Below are 15,444 nucleotides of genomic sequence, written 5' to 3' on the forward strand. Positions count from 1 at the left end.
TCGGGGACGATCCCGTGCGTGGGGATTGTCCCGTGTGTCCCAGCGCACAGCTCACCAGGCGAACGTGCCAGTTGACAAGAGGCTCCTGGGAATTGGTGTAGACCTTTGACCGATGGTCGAACGGTCGCCCGTCCTGTTCGCCACAGCGGGACATGCTAGACCGCTGCGGGGTGCACCGGGCTGCGTTCGGGTGCGTGGTAACCGTGTGGGGTGTGTCGGACCGTGATGGGGCGGGCCCGCGCCCGGGCCCGCCCGGCGGGGCGCGGGCCCGGCTCTCAGGCGGCCAGTTGCGGGTCCTCCTCGCTGTCCCGGGTCGGGGCCGGGCCGGACGGCCCCACCTGTTCGACCGAGGCCGTCTGCTGGTCGGGGCCGGCGGTGGCGGGTGCCCCGGTGTGCGCTCCGGCGCGCGGCTCCGGACGAGCTCCCGCGTCCGCCCCCGCGCGGGTCTCCGTACCGGCCTCGGTGCGGAACTCGTCGCGGGCCTCGGTGCGGGCGTCGGTGCGGGCGTCGGTGCGGGCCTCGACCGGGCTGAACGTCCCGGCGGCGCGGTCGAGGACGTACGCCTGCGCCGTAGCGAAGTCGAAGTACATCCCGACCAGCCGCAGGCTGCCCTCCTCGACCCGGCGCTCGACCGCCGGATTCGTCATCAGCTGGTCCAACTGCTGCACGACGTTGGTGATGCAGAGCTGCTCCACGAGGTCCACCACCGGCCGGTCGGAGAACTCGGCGGGGGCTCGGCGGAGCCGGTCCAGCGAGCCCCGGCCGTTGCGCAGCCAGCGGGTCAGCGGGCTGGGCGGCCCGGGGCGCTCGTGCACGCCGTCCAGCAGGGCCTTCATCGCGCCGCAGCCGGAGTGGCCGCAGACCGTGATCGAGCGCACCTCCAGGGATTCGACGGCGTACTGCACCGCCGCCGCGACCGAGTCGTCGGCCGCGCCCGGTTCGAAGGGAGCGGGCACCAGGTTGCCGACGTTGCGGACGGTGAACAGGTCGCCGGGGCCGCTGTTGGTGATCATGCTGGTGACCATCCGGGAGTCCGCACAGGTCAGGAAGAGCTGCGAGGGGGTCTGCCCTTCCCGGGCCAGCCGGGCGAGTTCGGGCCGGACCAGCGGGGCGGTGTGCTGTTGGAACACCCGGACGCCGTCCAGCAGCCGGCCGTGCGGGTCCTCCCGCTGCTCGATGCAGTGGTGACCGACCCAGGGCGTCCAGGCCCGGCAGCGGTGCGGGCCGGGCGAACTGCCCGCCCGTACCGTGCCGTCCGGGTCGAGCACCTCGTCGGCCTGGCGCCGCGTCACCATCGAGACCCGGCCGCCAGCGCCCTGGTGTCCCGTCCGCCAGCTGTGCAGCGTCTCGTACGCGGCGTGGTCCAGGAAGGAGCCGTCGTGGACCACGGTGACCTCGCTGCCGGCCGGGATGCCCGCCAGTGCCCGGCTCAGCCGCGGGACGGCGGCGAAGGTGAGCGGGCCGTGCGTCTGGACGGTGACCGATCCGCCCGGCCCGGTCTCGACGTCCACATGGGCGCGGGTCAGTCGGTACAGGGCGAGCAGGACGGCGGTGCCGGCGCCGAGCGCGACGCCGCCCAGCACGCCGAGGGCCACCACCCCGACCACGGTGATCAGGTACACCGGGAACTCGCGGTGTCGGTGCACGTTGCGGATGTGCGCGAAGCTCACCATCTGCAGCCCGACGACCAGCACCAGCGCGGCCAGCGCGGCCAAGGGGATGCGGCGCAGCCCGCCGGTCAGCGCCAGCGCGGCGGTGAGCACCCAGACGCCGTGCAGCACCGCGGACCACCGGCTCTGCCCGCCGGCCCGCACGTTGGCGGTGCTGCGGACGGCGCCACCGGCGATCGGCAGTCCGCCGACCACTCCGCTGACGATGTTGGCGAGTCCCTGCCCGCGCAGCTCGCGGTCGAGGTCGCTGGTGCGGTGGGACATCCGGTCGACCGCGACGGCGGACAGCAGCGACTCCACGCTGGCCACGGCGGTGACGGTGAGCACGGCGGCGAGCACCCCGGACAGGGGGCCGTGCGGCAGTGCGGGCAGCAGCGCGTGCGGTTCCCAGGCGGGCAGCTGGATGTGGGCGAGCGGCAGGTCGAGCGCCAGGGCGAGCGCGGTCGCGGCGGCGACGGCGGCCAGCGGGCCCGGCACCCAGCCCATTCGGGCGCCCAACTCGCCGGCCCGACCGGGCAGTCGGCCGAGCCGGGGCCAGCCCAGCAGGACGGTCGCGGTCACCGTGCCGACCAGCATCGCGGGCGGGTGCGGACCGGCCAACTGCCCCGGCAGGGCGAGGACGTTGGCGATCGCGGAGCCCTGCGGGGAGCCTCCGAGGACGACGTGCAGTTGCGCGATGGCGATGGTGAACCCGACTCCGGCCAGCATGCCGTGCACGATGGCGGGTGAGACGGCGAGTGCCGTCCGCGCCACCCGTCTGACGCCGAGCAGGAGTTGGAGCAGCCCGGCGGCCAGCGTGACGGCGCAGGTGGCCCGCCAGCCGTACTGGGTGATCAGCCCGGCGGTGATCACGGTCAGCGCGGCGGACGGTCCGCTGACCTGGAGCGGCGTGCCGCCGGCCAGGCCGACCACGATCCCGCCGACCGCCGCCGCGGCCAGGCCGGCGGTGAGCGGGGCGCCGGTGGCGAGGGCGATGCCGAGGGCGAACGGTACGGCGATCAGGGCGACGACCAGGGAGGCGGAGAGGTCCTGCGCCCAGCGGGCCCGGGGGCTGCCGCCCGGAGGCGCGTGGTCGGTGGTGTCGGAGGCGATGGGGGCACTGGAGATGTCGAGGGTCATGGTCTTCCCGTCTGTCCGGTGAACGAACGCAGTCAGGTCCGGTGGTGAGTCCGGAGTCGGGCTCCGGGGCGGATCGGCTGTCGTGGGTCGCGACGGTGTGGCGGGATGGCGTGGGCGCGGCGGGGAGTGCGGGTGTCACCGGCCGGCGTTGACCATCAGGGCCCGCCAGGGGCCTGGGCGAGGTGCGGGATGTCTCGCCGAGGACCGTCGGAACGGACCATCAAGACTCGGTAAACCGAGGGTAATGAAAGCTTTGCACAGCGTCGTTCGAGGAGGGAAGCGGAAAACCTTCGATTCACCCCATTGGGTGGTGGTCGAACGGTCGGGAATCTGCTGGTGGCGGTGGGTGGAGGGGGCGTGGCACGGCGAACGGGCCGCGGCCCGCCCCGGAACGGAGGGGAGGCCGCGGCCCGTTCGAGCGGAGCCGGGGATCGGTGCGGGTCAGGCGGGCGCGCCCGCCGCGGCCGGCTGCCCGTCGCCCGCGAACTCGCCCAGCACGAAGGCCTCGTCGACCTGGGTCGCGAGGTCGATGCCGACCTTGGCGTTGGCCCAGCTCTCGGCGTTGCGGCGGTGGAAGAGCACCGCCTGCGCGGTGTAGCGGTGCGCGTCGCGCAGCGCGTACGCCGCCTCGGCCTCGACCCGCAGCCGCTCCAGCACCGCCCGGTTGCCGGGCTCCAGGCTCTTCAGCGGGGGCTCGGCCCCCTGCTCCAGGCGGCGCACCCAGTCGGACTGGCCGAAGGTGGTGAGCAGGTCGGCGCCGACCTCGCGACGCAGGAACGCCAGGTCGTCCGGGCCCTGCACCTTGTTGCCGATCACCCGCAGCTGCACCCCGAAGTCGCGGGCGTAGTCCTTGTACTGGCGGTAGACGGAGACGCCCTTGCGGGTCGGCTCGGCGACCAGGAAGGTCAGGTCGAAGCGGGTGAACAGGCCGGAGGCGAAGGAGTCGGAGCCCGCGGTCATGTCGGTGACCAGGTACTCGTCCGGGCCGTCGAGCAGGTGGTTGAGCAGCAGTTCCACCGCGCCGACCTTGGAGTGGTAGCAGGCCACCCCGAGGTCCTCCTCGGTGAACGCGCCGGTGGCCAGCAGGCGGACGGAGCCCTCGTCCAGCGCGATCGGCCGGGCGCACGCGGCGTAGACCGGGTTCTCCTCGACGATCCGCAGCAGGCGCGAACCGCGCCCGGGCGGCGTGGTTTTGATCATCTCGTCGGCCGAGCGGATCAGCGGGTTGCTGCCGCGCAGGTACTCCTTGATCTCCGGCAGGTGGCCGCCGAGCGGCGGCAGCTCGGCGGCCTGGGCGTCCGTCAGGCCGAGGGCGGGGCCCAGGTGCTGGTTGATGTCGGCGTCGACGGCGATGACCGGTCGGCCGGTGGCGGCCAGGTGGCGGATGAACAGTGCGGACAGTGTGGTCTTCCCGCTGCCGCCCTTGCCGACGAAGGCGATCTTCATCTGGGACTCCGGCTCTCGCTCTGGGCCCCGCTCGGGGCCGCCTGCCCGGGAGCCGCGCGCGGCGGCGGCACCCCTAACTGGAAATCGTTATCGTCTCCGATAGTGGCCATGCTAGCCGGGGTTTGGGCCTCCTCGGGGGAGGGAAGTGAGGATTGCCTCGAACGGGTGATGCGGGGTTGCTGTTCCGGGAGGGGCGGCCCGTTCATTACTCTCGGGTAGGTGAGCACTGGAACTGATCCCCTCGCCCCGCTGGCCCAGCTCCCCGGAGTTCCCGACGCGGTCGCCGAGGTGCGCAAGGCCGTCGACCGGCTCTACGGCCACCGCGTGATGCGCCGCCGCGCGGCCGAGGTCACGTCCGAATCCGCCCTGCGCGGCGCCCGCGCGTCAGCGGCCCTGGCCGGTGCCGACTGGCCGCTGGAGGAGGTCCGGCGCCGCAGCGACTTCGGCGCCGACGCCGAGGCCCGGACGATCGGCGCCGCCCTGCGGGTCGCCGCCGAGGCCGGTCAGCTGCTCAGCGTCTGGCGGCACTCGCCGCTCCAGGTGCTGGCCCGGCTGCACCTGCTCGCGGTCGGCGACGCCGATCCCGCGGCCGGGCGGCCGCGCCGGGCGGGGGAGGACGCCGAGGAGCTGTTCCCGCTGGACCTCCCGGCGGCGGAGACCGTCGAGTCCGTCGGGGTCGACCCGGCGGCGCCGGTGCCCGTCCTGCCGCCCGCCCCGGGCGCGGACGAGGTCGCCGCGCGGCTCGACCAGCTCTCCCGGCTGCTGGTGGCCCGCGCCGAGGGCCAGGGCGTGGGCACGCCGGCCCTGGTGGTGGCCGCGGTGGTGCACGGCGAACTGCTCGCGCTGCGCCCGTTCGGCAGCCACAACGGGGTGATCGCGCGGGCCGCCCAGCGGATCGTGCTGATCGCCGAGGGGCTCGACCCGAAGTCGATCTGCCCGGCCGAGGTCGGCCTGGCGGAGCTCGGCACCGACGCCTACCGGAGGGCCCTGGCCGGCTACCTGGCCGGCACGCCCGAGGGGATGGCGGCCTGGATCGGCCACTGCGGCAGCGCGCTGCGGCTCGGCGTGCGGGAGAGCACCGCGGTCTGCGAGGCGATGCAGCGCGGGATGGTCTGACCGGCCCCTCTGGGCTGGTCTGTGCCCACGGAAATGCGGCGGCACCTGATCCTTCCGGGTGCCGCCGCTGGTGCAGATACCGGGTGACCAAGCATGCACCGGAAGTGCCGATCAGACGGGGATCTCCTGCCCGTTCGTCTGGTCCGGCGGCCCGACAGCGGGTCGGCTGCATGTGGGTGCTCGGCTATCTGTACACGCGGTCCGTGGGGCCTGAACTGCGTTGTCGGTTCGACCTCTTCGGGTCCTGACCGGGTCTCGCGGGCCGTGCTTCATTTGTATCGCGTTTCGGGCGAAAGGGGAACCCGAAAAGTGAACTGTGCGGTGATTGCCCGTTTTGCCCGCCCTGTCGAGAGGTGGACCTCAGGCGGACGGGCGGCGGCGCCGGGCCAGGTACCAGATCACCCCGGCGGTCGCGACGGCCGTCCCGACCGCCACCGCCGTCAGTACCGAAGGGCTGGGAGCGGAGAACTCCGGGAGCCGCCGCCGCAGTTCCACCGGGCGGTCGAAGACCAGCACCGGCCACTCCCGGGCCTGCGCCTCCTTGCGCAGCGCGCGGTCGGGGTTCACGGCGGACGGGTGGCCGACCGCCTCCAGCAGCGGCAGGTCGGTGGAGGAGTCGCTGTAGGCGTAGGACTCGGTCAGGTCGTAGCCCTCGGACGCGGCCAACTCCCGGATGGCGGCCGCCTTGTTCTCGGCGTACGCGTAGTACTCGATCTCGCCGGTGTAGCAGCCGCCCTCGACCTTGAGCCGGGTGGCGATCACGTGGTCCGCGCCGAGCAGCGCGCCGATCGGCTCGACCACCTCGGAGCCCGAGCTGCTGACGATCACCACGTCCCGGCCGGCCGCGTGGTGCTGCTCGATCAGCGAGGCGGCCTCGTCGTAGATGATCGGATCGATCAGGTTGTGCAGGGTCTCGGCGACGATCTCGCGGACCTGCTGGACGTTCCAGCCCCGGGTGAGCGAGGAGAGGTACTCGCGCATCCGCTCCATCTGGTCGTGGTCCGCGCCGCCGGCCAGGAAGACGAACTGGGCGTACGCGCTGCGCAGCACGGCCCGACGGTTGATCAGGCCGCCCTGGTAGAAGGGGCGGCTGAACGCGAGCGCGCTCGACTTGGCGATGATGGTCTTGTCGAGGTCGAAGAAGGCGGCCGTGCGAGAGCCGCCCGGCTTCGGGCGGACCGGCTGGCGGTGCTCCTCGGGCCCGGTGGTGTCGCCCGGGGACTCGTCGGCGTGATCGTCGGCGTTCTCGGTGGTGTCCACGGGAACCGAGGATAGAGGGAGCCACAAAACAGCCCGCCATTCGGCGTACTCGCGGGCGTGCGGGTTTGTGTTTCTGGCCGCTCGGGTACACCATGGAAGTCACGGATCGTTCGCGACCGTGCTAACCCGGTCCGGCTCCTCCCCCCCGAGTCGGGCCGTGGATAGACGACCCCCGCTCTCCCCCCCGGCGGGGGTCGTCGCACGTCCGGGGCCATTTTCAGGCCTTGAAGGGCACGGTGCCAGGCGGCGCTGCCGCTCGGTCGGCGGTGTACAGGGGGTGTCGGCGGCCCGGTCGGTCGCCCGGATTTCGTCACTCTGCGTTGCCGTTCGCATGGATTGGCCGCATGCCCGCCCGGCTGGTTCCCACCAGCGGTTCACCGCCTCCGCGCGTCTCGTCCGATGGTGCCCGAGGGATGTCCGGGGCCCGCGGGGTCGGGTCGGTATGGGGTGTCGGTTCATCTCCGTGATCCGCAATCGTCAATTCTTTGCCGATTAGCCCCCCGCCCGGGTGAACGCTTAGCCATTCGGCACATGAGTTATCCACAGGGAATCGGAACGCGACAGACGGAATCCGGATCTCCCCCCACCGTGGTCGTCGGCGGCGGTCGCCGGGCATGGCCTCACCCCTTCCTTGGAGGTCTGCCGGGCGGCTGTCCGCCGGAACCGTCCGACGTGCGCCGCCGGCCCCTGGCCCGCGGCGCGGAGGGGAGCCACCATGTCGACGCCGATCGCCGACCACGTCACCGCCGAGGGGCCCGGGAGTACCGGACCGCTCGTCGTCACCGAGGACGAGGCCCTGGCCGAGCACCTGCTGCGGCTGTGCGCCGCCGCGGGGGCCGAGCCCCGGCTGATCCGCGGCGCGCCGCCGACGCGCGAGCACTGGGACGCCGCCTCGCTGGTCCTGGTCGGGGACGACCAGGTCCAACGCTGCGCCGGGCTCGGCCGGCGGGCCGGCGTGCTGCTGCTCGGGCTGGACCTCGACGACCCCGGGGTCTGGGTCCGCGCCGTCCAACTCGGCGCCGAGCACGTGCTGTTCCTGCCCGACGCCGAGGCCTGGCTGCTCGACCGGATCGCCGACGCCGCCGAGGGCGCCGGTTCGCCGGCGGTCACCGTGGCCGTGCTCGGCGGCCGGGGCGGGGCCGGGGCATCCACCCTGGCCTGCGCCCTCGCGGTCACGGCCGCGCGGACCGGGCGGCGCACGATACTCATCGACGGCGATCCGCTGGGCGGCGGCCTCGACATCCTGCTCGGCGGCGAGACGGTCCGGGGGCTGCGCTGGCCCGACCTGGCCGGCTCCCGCGGGCGGGTCAGCGGGGCCGAGCTGGCCCGGGCGCTGCCGGCGCTCAAACGGCTCTCCGCGCTCTCCTGCCTGTCCTGGGACCGCGGCGACACGCTGACCGTGCCGCCGGAGGCCATGCGCAGCGTGCTGGCCGCCTCCCGGCGGCGCGGCGGGCTGGTGGTGGTCGACGTGCCCCGCCATCTCGACGCGGCCGCCGGGCAGGCGCTGGAGCAGTCCGACCTGGCGCTGCTGGTGGTGCCCGCCGAGCTGCGCGCGGTCGCGGCCGCCGACCGGGTGGCGGCGGCCGCCCGGATGCGGCTCGGCGACGTCCGGGCCGTGGTGCGGCGGGTGCGCATCTCCGGGCTCCCGGCGCGCCGGATCGCCCGGAGCCTGCGGCTGGAGCTGGTCGGGGAGTTGGAGCCCGAACCGGGCTTGGCCCAGGACGTCGACAAGGGCGTCCCGCCCGGGAGCCGGGAGACCGGCCCGCTCGCGCGCTTCTGCGCGACCTTCCTGAACGAAGTGCTGCCGCCGGTCCCGGCGGTCGGAGGAGGTGTGTACTGATGGTCCGTCTGCGCAGGACGACCCCGCGGGGCGGGGCAGCGGTCACGGGCGACGGTGCGCGGGAGCACCGGCCGCTCCGGAGCGTGCCGCCCCCCGGGCCCCCGCCCGAGGCCGACCACGGGCCCTGCCCGTACGGGCGCACGGCCCGCGAGGAGCGGACGGCGGAGCTGGTGGACGCCGTGCGGCTGCGACTGGCCGAGTCGGGGGCCGCTCCGACCGCGGGTTCGGTCGCGGCCGTGCTGCGGGCCACCAGGCCGCCGCTCGGCGGGGACGAGGTGCTGGACACCGTGCGCTCGCTGCGCGCCGAACTGGTGGGTGCGGGCCCGCTGGAGCGGCTGCTGGCGGCGCCCGACGTCACGGACGTGCTGGTGAACGGTCCGGACGAGGTGTGGGTCGACCGTGGCGGCGGCCTGCACCGAGCCTCCGGAGTCCGTTTCGCCGACGCCGAGGCGGTGCGGCGGCTGGCCCACCGGCTGGCCACCGCGGCCGGGCGGCGCCTGGACGACGCCCGGCCCTGGGTGGACGCCCGGCTGCCGGACGGCACCAGGCTGCACGCCGTGCTGCCGCCGATCGCGGCCGGCTGCACGCACATCTCCCTGCGGGTGTGCCGGCCCCGGCCGTTCACGCTCGACGAGTTGGTGGCGGGCGGGGCCCTGCCGCCGGAGGGGGCCGACCTGCTGGCCGGCATCCTGCGGGCCCGGCTGTCGTTGCTGGTGTCCGGCGGGACGGGCTCGGGCAAGACCACCCTGCTCGCGGCGCTGCTCGGCCTGGTCGGGCCGCAGGAGCGGCTCGTGGTGGTCGAGGACTCGGCCGAACTGCGCCCGGCCCACCCGCACGTGGTCCGGCTGCAGAGCAGGCCGCCGAACCAGGAGGGGCTGGGCGAACTCACCCTGCGGGACCTCGTCCGGCAGGCGCTGCGGATGCGTCCGGACCGGCTGGTGGTCGGCGAGGTGCGCGGGGCGGAGGTCTCGGACCTGCTGGCCGCGCTCAACACCGGGCACGAAGGCGGCTGCGGGACGGTCCACGCCAACACGGCCGCCGACGTGCCGGTCCGGCTGGAGGCCCTGGGCTCGCTCGCCGGGCTCGACCGGCCGGCCCTGCACAGCCAACTGCGCGCCGCGCTCGACGTGGTGGTGCACCTGGTCCGGGAGCCGGGCTCGGGGCGGCGCCGGGTGGCGGAGATCCACACCCTGGCGGGCGACCGCGGGGGCCTGGCCGTCACCACCGAAGCGGTGGCGTTCCCGGCGGCGGGCGGCATGGTCCCGGGAGCGGGCTGGGAGCGGCTGATCGGGCTGCTCGCGGCGCGCGGGGTGGCGATCGCTGCGGGGCCGACGTGACGGCGGCCGTGGCCGGGCTGGCGGGCCCGCAGGCGCGGGCGGTGGAACTCGCCTTCGCACTGCTGCTGATCGGGTGTGCGGCCGGGGCGGTGGCGCTGCTCGGGGCGTGGGGCCGGAGGGGTCGATGAACACGGAGGTGCATGACATGTCGCAGAGTCAGATCGCTCTCTTCTGGATGACGGCGCTGTGCCTGGCGGCCGTCCTCGGGTGGCGCGCGCTGCAGGAGCAGCTGCCGGGCGGTCGGCGCGCCAGACTCGTGCTGGCGGGCAGCAGCCCGCCGGTGTCGGCCGCGGGCCTGGAGCCGGGGACGGCGCGGGGTACGGGCACCCGTCCTGGCCCTGGTCCGGAGGCGTTCGCTCGGGCCCGGCTGCGGCTCGCGGCCGCCCTGGCGCCCGAACTGCTGCTCCTGCCCGCCGGGTTGGTCGCGTGGCGGGCCACTTCCTCCCCGGTGCCGGTGCTCGTCGCGGCCCTGGCCGTGCTGCCGACGCGGCGGTGGCGGCTGCGGCGGCGTCTGGCGGCGGAGGCCGGGCGGCGGGCCACGGCCGTGGTGGATCTGTGTGCCGCGCTGGCCGGGGAGTTGCGCAGCGGGGCGACACCCGAGCAGGCGCTGCACCTGGTCACCGCGCGCCTCTCCGCCGACCCGCAGGCGCTGCGCCGGCTCGGTGAGGAGCCGGTGGCGAGGCTGGCGGCCGGCCGCTACGGCGGGGACGTGCTCGGCGCGTTCCACCTGCTCGCCGAACTGCCGGGCGGCAGTGGGGCGGCGGCGATCGCAGCCTGTTGGCGGGTGGCCTCGGAGGGCGGGTCGGGGCTCGCCACCGCGCTGGACCGGGTCGCCGAGGCGCTGCGCGGCGAGCGGGCGCTGGCGGAGGAGATCGCCGGGGAACTGGCGGGCCCCCGGGCGACGATCGCCGTCCTGGCCGTGCTGCCGGCCGCCGGACTGCTCCTCGGTGCGGCGCTCGGGGCACGCCCGCTGGACGTCCTGCTGCACACGCCCGCCGGGCTGGTCTGTCTGGCGGCGGGCGCGGCCCTGGAGGGGCTGGGGGTGCTCTGGACGGCCCGCATCGTCCGGGCGGCGGCCCGGGGCGGGCTGGAGGTGCCCCGAAGGCCCGGCGGGCGTGGTGCGGGCCGGGTGTCGGCCCGGGTGAGGTCCTGGGGCGAGGGCTGCGGGATCTCGCGGGTGCGGGCGCGCGGGTGGGAGGTGCGGCCGGGGTGAGTCGGGCCATGGAGTGGGCGGCTCTCGGGAGTTCGGCGGCGCTGGCCGGCTGGGCGCTGGTGCCGCCGGTGCTGAGGCGGCGGGCGAGGCGGCGCCGGGCGCTCGCCCGGGAACGGGATCGGGAGGAGGTCCGGAAGGAGGCCCGGAAGGAGCTCCGGGAACGAGCGGGCCCGGCCGGGCCGGGTGGTGAGCGCGGACGGCGGGTGGCCATGGCGGTCGTGGCGGGGCTCGGTGCCGCGCTGCTGCTCGGCGGCGCTCCCGGGATCGGGGCCGGGGCGCTGCTGGCGGTGGGTGCCTACCGCTGGCTGGCCCGTGCGCGGTCGCCGACGCACCGGCGGGCGGTCCGCGAGGAGGAGTTGCTGACCAGGCAACTTCCCTTGGGAGCAGAGTTGTTGGCGGCCTGCCTGGGGTCGGCGGCCTCGCCCTCGGCGGCCGTGGCGGCGGTCGGGCGGAGCGTGGACGCCCCGCTGGGGCCACGGCTGGTCGCGATCGGGGCCGAACTGGCCCTGGGGGCGCCGCCGGAGCTGTGCTGGGACCGGCTGGGCGAGCAGCACCCGGTGCTGGCTCCGCTGGCCCGCTGCCTGCTCCGGACGACCCTCGGCGGGGCCCCGGCAGCGCTGCCGCTGGTCGAGCTCGCCCAGCGGCAGCGGACGGCGGCGGCCCGGGCGGCCCACGCCCGGGTCCGGCGGGCGGGGGTGTTCGCCACCGCGCCCCTCGGGCTCTGCTTCCTGCCGGCCTTCGTGCTGATCGGCGTGGTGCCGGTGGTCGTCGGGCTCACCAGCAGGTTCGCCCAGGCGATGTGACGGATGGTCGGCCGGCTGTGTGATCGGAAGGGGATTCGGAATCCAAGATCAGGAGGACTACATGACTGCGGTGATCGTGACGGGGCCCGGTTCCGGGCGCGAGCTCGGGCAGTTGCCCGGGCCCTGGCGGCGGAGGAGCCGCCGGGTGGCCTGCGGGGTGCGCCGGATGGCCCGGCGCCGGGGCCGGTCGGATGCCGGGATGACCACGGCTGAGTACGCCGTCGGGACGCTGGGGGCGTGCGCCCTCGCGGCCGGGCTCTACAAGGTGGTGACCAGTGCGTCGGTGACGGGGGCACTGACCGACCTACTGGAGCGGGCACTCCATGCGACCTAGTCGGCGGGCGGTGTGCGGCGGCCGGGCCTGGTCGCTGCGGCCGAGCCGCCGGGGTGACGCGGGCTTCGTCACCGCGGAGACGGCGGTGGCCCTGCCGGCGCTCGTCCTGCTCGCCGTGATGTTGATCTGGGGCGTGCTCGCGGCGTCCGCGCAGATCCGCTGCGTGGACGCCGCCCGGGTCGGCGCCCGGGCGGCCGCCCGCGGCGAGGCGGACGCGGCCGAACTCGCCCGCGCGGCGGGCCCGCCGGGGGTGCGGGTACGGGTGTCGCTCGCGGCCGACACGGTACGGGTCGAGGTGGAGGCGCCGTCCGCGGCGCCGGGCCGGTTGGGCGCGCTGCTCGCGGTGCGGGTCGGTGCGGCCGCCGTGGCCGCACGGGAGGACGTGCTGACCGGGATCGAGGAAGGAGGTGAGGGCCGTTGGCCGGCCTGACCGGGCGGTGCCCGGTGGCGGGGCGGTGGGCGCGCGCCCGTACCGCCCGGGCGGCCGCGACGGGCGGGTACGGGCCGGATGCCGGTTCGGCGACGGTCTGGTTGCTCGCACTGGCGATGCTGGGTACGGCGGTGTTCGCCGCGACGATCACGGTCGCAGCGGCGGTCGCCGCCCGGCACCGGGCCGAGTCGGCCGCCGATCTGGCGGCCCTCGCGGCGGCGGACCGGTTGCTGCTGGACCGGGACGGCGGGTGCGGGCGGGCCGTGGGGATCGCCTCGGCCCAGGGCGCCGCGGTGGTGTCCTGCACGGTGGACCGGTCGGCGGACGCGGTCGAGGTGGTGGCCGAGGTGCGGGTCGGTGGGCTGCCGGTGCGGCTGCCGATCGGCCCGGCCAGGGCGAGGGCCCGGGCCGGACCGGTGCGGGCCGCGGTCACCGCCGCCGAGGACGGCCTCGGCGCGGCCGGGGGCTCATGACTCCTTCGCCTCCCCCTCCACCGGGCCGGGGCTCGGCGGGCCCTCCGGGCGCGGGGCTCCGGCCAGCAGGACGTCCAGCAGCCGGACGGCGGCCGCCTTGTCCAGCGGGTCGTTCCCGTTGCCGCACTTGGGCGACTGGACGCAGGACGGGCAGCCGCGCTCGCACTCGCAGGCCGCGATCGCCTCGCGGGTGGCCGTCAGCCACTGGGCGGCCCGCCGGAAGCCGCGTTCGGCGAAGCCGGCCCCGCCCGGATGGCCGTCGTAGACGAACACGGTCGGCAGCCCGGTGTCGGGGTGCAGCGGGACGGAGACGCCGCCGATGTCCCACCGGTCGCAGGTGGCGAACAGCGGCAGCAGGCCGATCGAGGCGTGCTCGGCGGCGTGGGCCGCACCGGGCAGCTGGTCGAGCGGGATCTCCGCGTCGAGCAGCTGGTCCTCGGTGACGGACCACCAGACCGCGCGGGTGCGCAGGGTGCGGGGCGGTAGGTCGAGCTTGGTCTCGCCCATGATCTCCCCGGTGGAGATCCGCTTCCGGAGGTAGCCGACCACCTGGTTGACCACCTCCACGGAGCCGAAGCAGAGCCGGCCCTCGCCCCAGGGGACGGTGGTGTCGGTGTCGAGGACGGAGATGGAGGTGATGTCACGGGCGGCCGTGCTGTACGGCGGGTTGGCCGGTTCGACCAGGGCGACCGAGTTGTCCAGGTCCAACTCCCGGACCAGGTAGGTGCGGCCCTGGTGGAGGTGGACGGCTCCGGTGTGGACGGTGGTGTGGGAGGCCGCCGCATCGACCGTGCCGAGCAGTCGGCCGGTGTCCGCCTCGACGATCTGCACCGGGCTGCCGCCGCTGCCCCGCAGGTCGACGGCGTCGGCGGCGCGTTCGCGGCGGGTCCAGTACCAGGATCCGTCCCCGCGCCGGCGCAGCAGGCCGCGCCGTTCCAGGACGGGCAGCAGCGGCGCCGTGGAGGGCCCGAACAGCTCCAGGTCGGCGTCGGTCAGCGGGAGTTCGGCGGCGGCCGCGCACAGGTGCGGGGCGAGCACGTGCGGGTTGTCGGGGTCGAGCACGGTGGCCTCGACCGGGGCCGCGAACAGCGCCTCCGGGTGGTGCACCAGGTAGGTGTCCAGCGGGTCGTCCCGGGCGATCAGGACGGCCAGGGCGCCCTGGGCCTCGCGGCCGGCCCGGCCCGCCTGCTGCCAGAGCGAGGCCCGGGTGCCGGGGTAGCCGGCCATCAGGACGGCGTCGAGGCCGGAGACGTCGACGCCGAGTTCGAGGGCGGAGGTGGAGGCGAGGCCGAGCAGTCGGCCGGCGTGCAGTTCGCGCTCCAAGGCGCGTCGTTCGTCGGCGAGGTAGCCGCCGCGGTAGGCGGCCACCCGGTCGGCGAGCGGCCGGCCGAGCTGGTCCTGGGCCTGCAGGGCGACGAGTTCGGCGGCGCGGCGGGAGCGGACGAAGACGACCGTCCGGGTCTGCCGTTCGACCAGGTCGGTCAGCAGGTGCGCGGCCTCGGCGGTGGCGGTGCGGCGCACCGGGGCGCCGTGCTCGCCGACGTTCTCGGTCAGCGGCGGCTCCCAGAGCCCGAAGACCATCGGTCCGCGCGGCGAGGCGTCCTCGGTGACGGCGACGGCGGGCAGGCCGGTGAGGCGCCGGGCGGTGACGGCAGGGTCGGCGGTGGTGGCGGAAGCGAGCAGGAAGGTGGGTGAGGAACCGTAGCGGGCGCAGATGCGGCGCAGCCGACGCAGCACCTGGGCGACGTGCGAGCCGAACACGCCCCGGTAGCTGTGGCATTCGTCGATCACCACGTAGCGCAGCACCTTGAGGAAGGAGGCCCAGCGGGCGTGCGCGGGCAGGATGCCCCGGTGCAGCATGTCCGGATTGGTGAGCACGTAGGACGCGTACTGGCGTACCCACTCGCGTTCCTCGGTCGGGGTGTCGCCGTCGTAGAGGGCGGACCGGACCCTGGGCGGGGCGAGTTCGGCGGCCCGGCGGCGCTGGTCGGCGGCGAGGGCCTTGGTCGGCGCCAGGTAGAGGGCGGTGGCGCCGCGGCCGTTGCGGGCCTCGGTGCCGTCCAGCAGGTCGCTGAGCACCGGCGCCAGGTAGCCCAGCGACTTGCCCGAGGCGGTGCCTGTGGCGATCACCACAGTCTGGCCGGTTTTGGCCAGTTCCATCGCTTCTGCCTGGTGCGCCCAGGGCTGTTCCACGCCCACGGCGTGCGCGGCGGCGATGATCTCCGGTCGGATCGTGTCGGGCCACGGCGAATAACGCGCAGGTCGCGCGGGAAGGTGCTCCGTATGGGTGAGCCGATCGGACCGCCCCCGGCTGGTGGACAGGGTCGTGAGCAGTGCCTCGGGCAGGCTGTGTCGGGGCGGCATGGGGACCCAGTGTGTCACCGGCGTGACGGAGAATCGTCG

Annotated in this window: 13 protein-coding genes; 9 read left to right on the top strand and 4 right to left on the bottom strand. The window is 75.4% G+C overall.

What is annotated here, in order from left to right:
• Positions 1-275: 275 nt before the first annotated feature.
• Complete coding sequence (locus tag AB2U05_RS17845; RefSeq protein ID WP_369183702.1) at positions 276-2,789, bottom strand: SulP family inorganic anion transporter; 2,514 nt, start codon at positions 2,787-2,789, stop codon at positions 276-278.
• Positions 2,790-3,230: 441 nt separating this feature from the next.
• On the bottom strand, positions 3,231-4,235 hold the full coding sequence (locus tag AB2U05_RS17850) for an ATP-binding protein (RefSeq protein WP_045698271.1): 1,005 nt from the start codon (positions 4,233-4,235) through the stop codon (positions 3,231-3,233).
• 219 nt (positions 4,236-4,454) lie between these two features.
• On the opposite strand from AB2U05_RS17850, the gene AB2U05_RS17855 reads away from it, so the two are divergent.
• Entirely contained in the window at positions 4,455-5,351 is an 897-nt protein-coding gene (locus AB2U05_RS17855; protein ID WP_369183703.1) for an oxidoreductase, read from the top strand.
• 360 nt (positions 5,352-5,711) lie between these two features.
• On the opposite strand, the gene AB2U05_RS17860 is transcribed toward AB2U05_RS17855, so the two are convergent.
• A complete protein-coding gene (locus tag AB2U05_RS17860; protein ID WP_369183704.1) occupies positions 5,712-6,611 on the bottom strand; it encodes an HAD family hydrolase in 900 nt (299 codons plus the stop codon).
• A 715-nt stretch (positions 6,612-7,326) separates the two neighbouring features.
• On the opposite strand from AB2U05_RS17860, the gene ssd reads away from it, so the two are divergent.
• The 8 genes from ssd (at position 7,327) to AB2U05_RS17900 (ending at position 13,041) form a co-directional block, all read left to right on the top strand.
• A complete protein-coding gene (gene ssd, locus AB2U05_RS17865; protein ID WP_045698274.1) occupies positions 7,327-8,451 on the top strand; it encodes a septum site-determining protein Ssd in 1,125 nt (374 codons plus the stop codon).
• Positions 8,452-8,618: 167 nt separating this feature from the next.
• Positions 8,619-9,788: a TadA family conjugal transfer-associated ATPase gene (locus tag AB2U05_RS17870; RefSeq protein ID WP_369185965.1), complete on the top strand. Its 1,170-nt coding sequence runs from the start codon at positions 8,619-8,621 to the stop codon at positions 9,786-9,788.
• Positions 9,785-9,916, top strand: a complete 132-nt coding sequence (locus AB2U05_RS17875; protein WP_369183705.1) for a hypothetical protein — start codon at positions 9,785-9,787, stop codon at positions 9,914-9,916. The genes AB2U05_RS17870 and AB2U05_RS17875 overlap by 4 nt, the downstream gene beginning before the upstream one ends.
• Before the next feature lie 17 nt (positions 9,917-9,933).
• Positions 9,934-11,001, top strand: a complete 1,068-nt coding sequence (locus AB2U05_RS17880) for a type II secretion system F family protein (protein WP_369183706.1) — start codon at positions 9,934-9,936, stop codon at positions 10,999-11,001.
• Between the two features lie 8 nt (positions 11,002-11,009).
• The gene (locus tag AB2U05_RS17885; protein WP_369183707.1) at positions 11,010-11,804 is read left to right on the top strand and encodes a type II secretion system F family protein; all 795 of its coding nucleotides are present in this window, start codon (positions 11,010-11,012) and stop codon (positions 11,802-11,804) included.
• A 166-nt stretch (positions 11,805-11,970) separates the two neighbouring features.
• On the top strand, positions 11,971-12,138 hold the full coding sequence (locus AB2U05_RS17890) for a DUF4244 domain-containing protein (RefSeq protein WP_107073008.1): 168 nt from the start codon (positions 11,971-11,973) through the stop codon (positions 12,136-12,138).
• Positions 12,128-12,568, top strand: coding sequence for a TadE family type IV pilus minor pilin (locus AB2U05_RS17895; protein WP_045698278.1), 441 nt, complete (start codon positions 12,128-12,130; stop codon positions 12,566-12,568). The genes AB2U05_RS17890 and AB2U05_RS17895 overlap by 11 nt, the downstream gene beginning before the upstream one ends.
• A complete protein-coding gene (locus AB2U05_RS17900) occupies positions 12,556-13,041 on the top strand; it encodes an Rv3654c family TadE-like protein (protein WP_369183708.1) in 486 nt (161 codons plus the stop codon). Before AB2U05_RS17895 ends, AB2U05_RS17900 begins: the two co-directional genes overlap by 13 nt.
• Here AB2U05_RS17900 and AB2U05_RS17905 read toward each other — a convergent pair.
• Positions 13,036-15,405, bottom strand: a complete 2,370-nt coding sequence (locus AB2U05_RS17905) for a DEAD/DEAH box helicase (protein WP_369183709.1) — start codon at positions 15,403-15,405, stop codon at positions 13,036-13,038. The two genes, AB2U05_RS17900 and AB2U05_RS17905, sit on opposite strands and share 6 nt — an antisense overlap.
• Between the last annotated feature and the right edge of the window lie 39 nt (positions 15,406-15,444).

It is taken from the genome of Streptomyces sp. Y1 (assembly GCF_041053115.1).
GTDB lineage: Bacteria > Actinomycetota > Actinomycetes > Streptomycetales > Streptomycetaceae > Kitasatospora > Kitasatospora rubellomurina.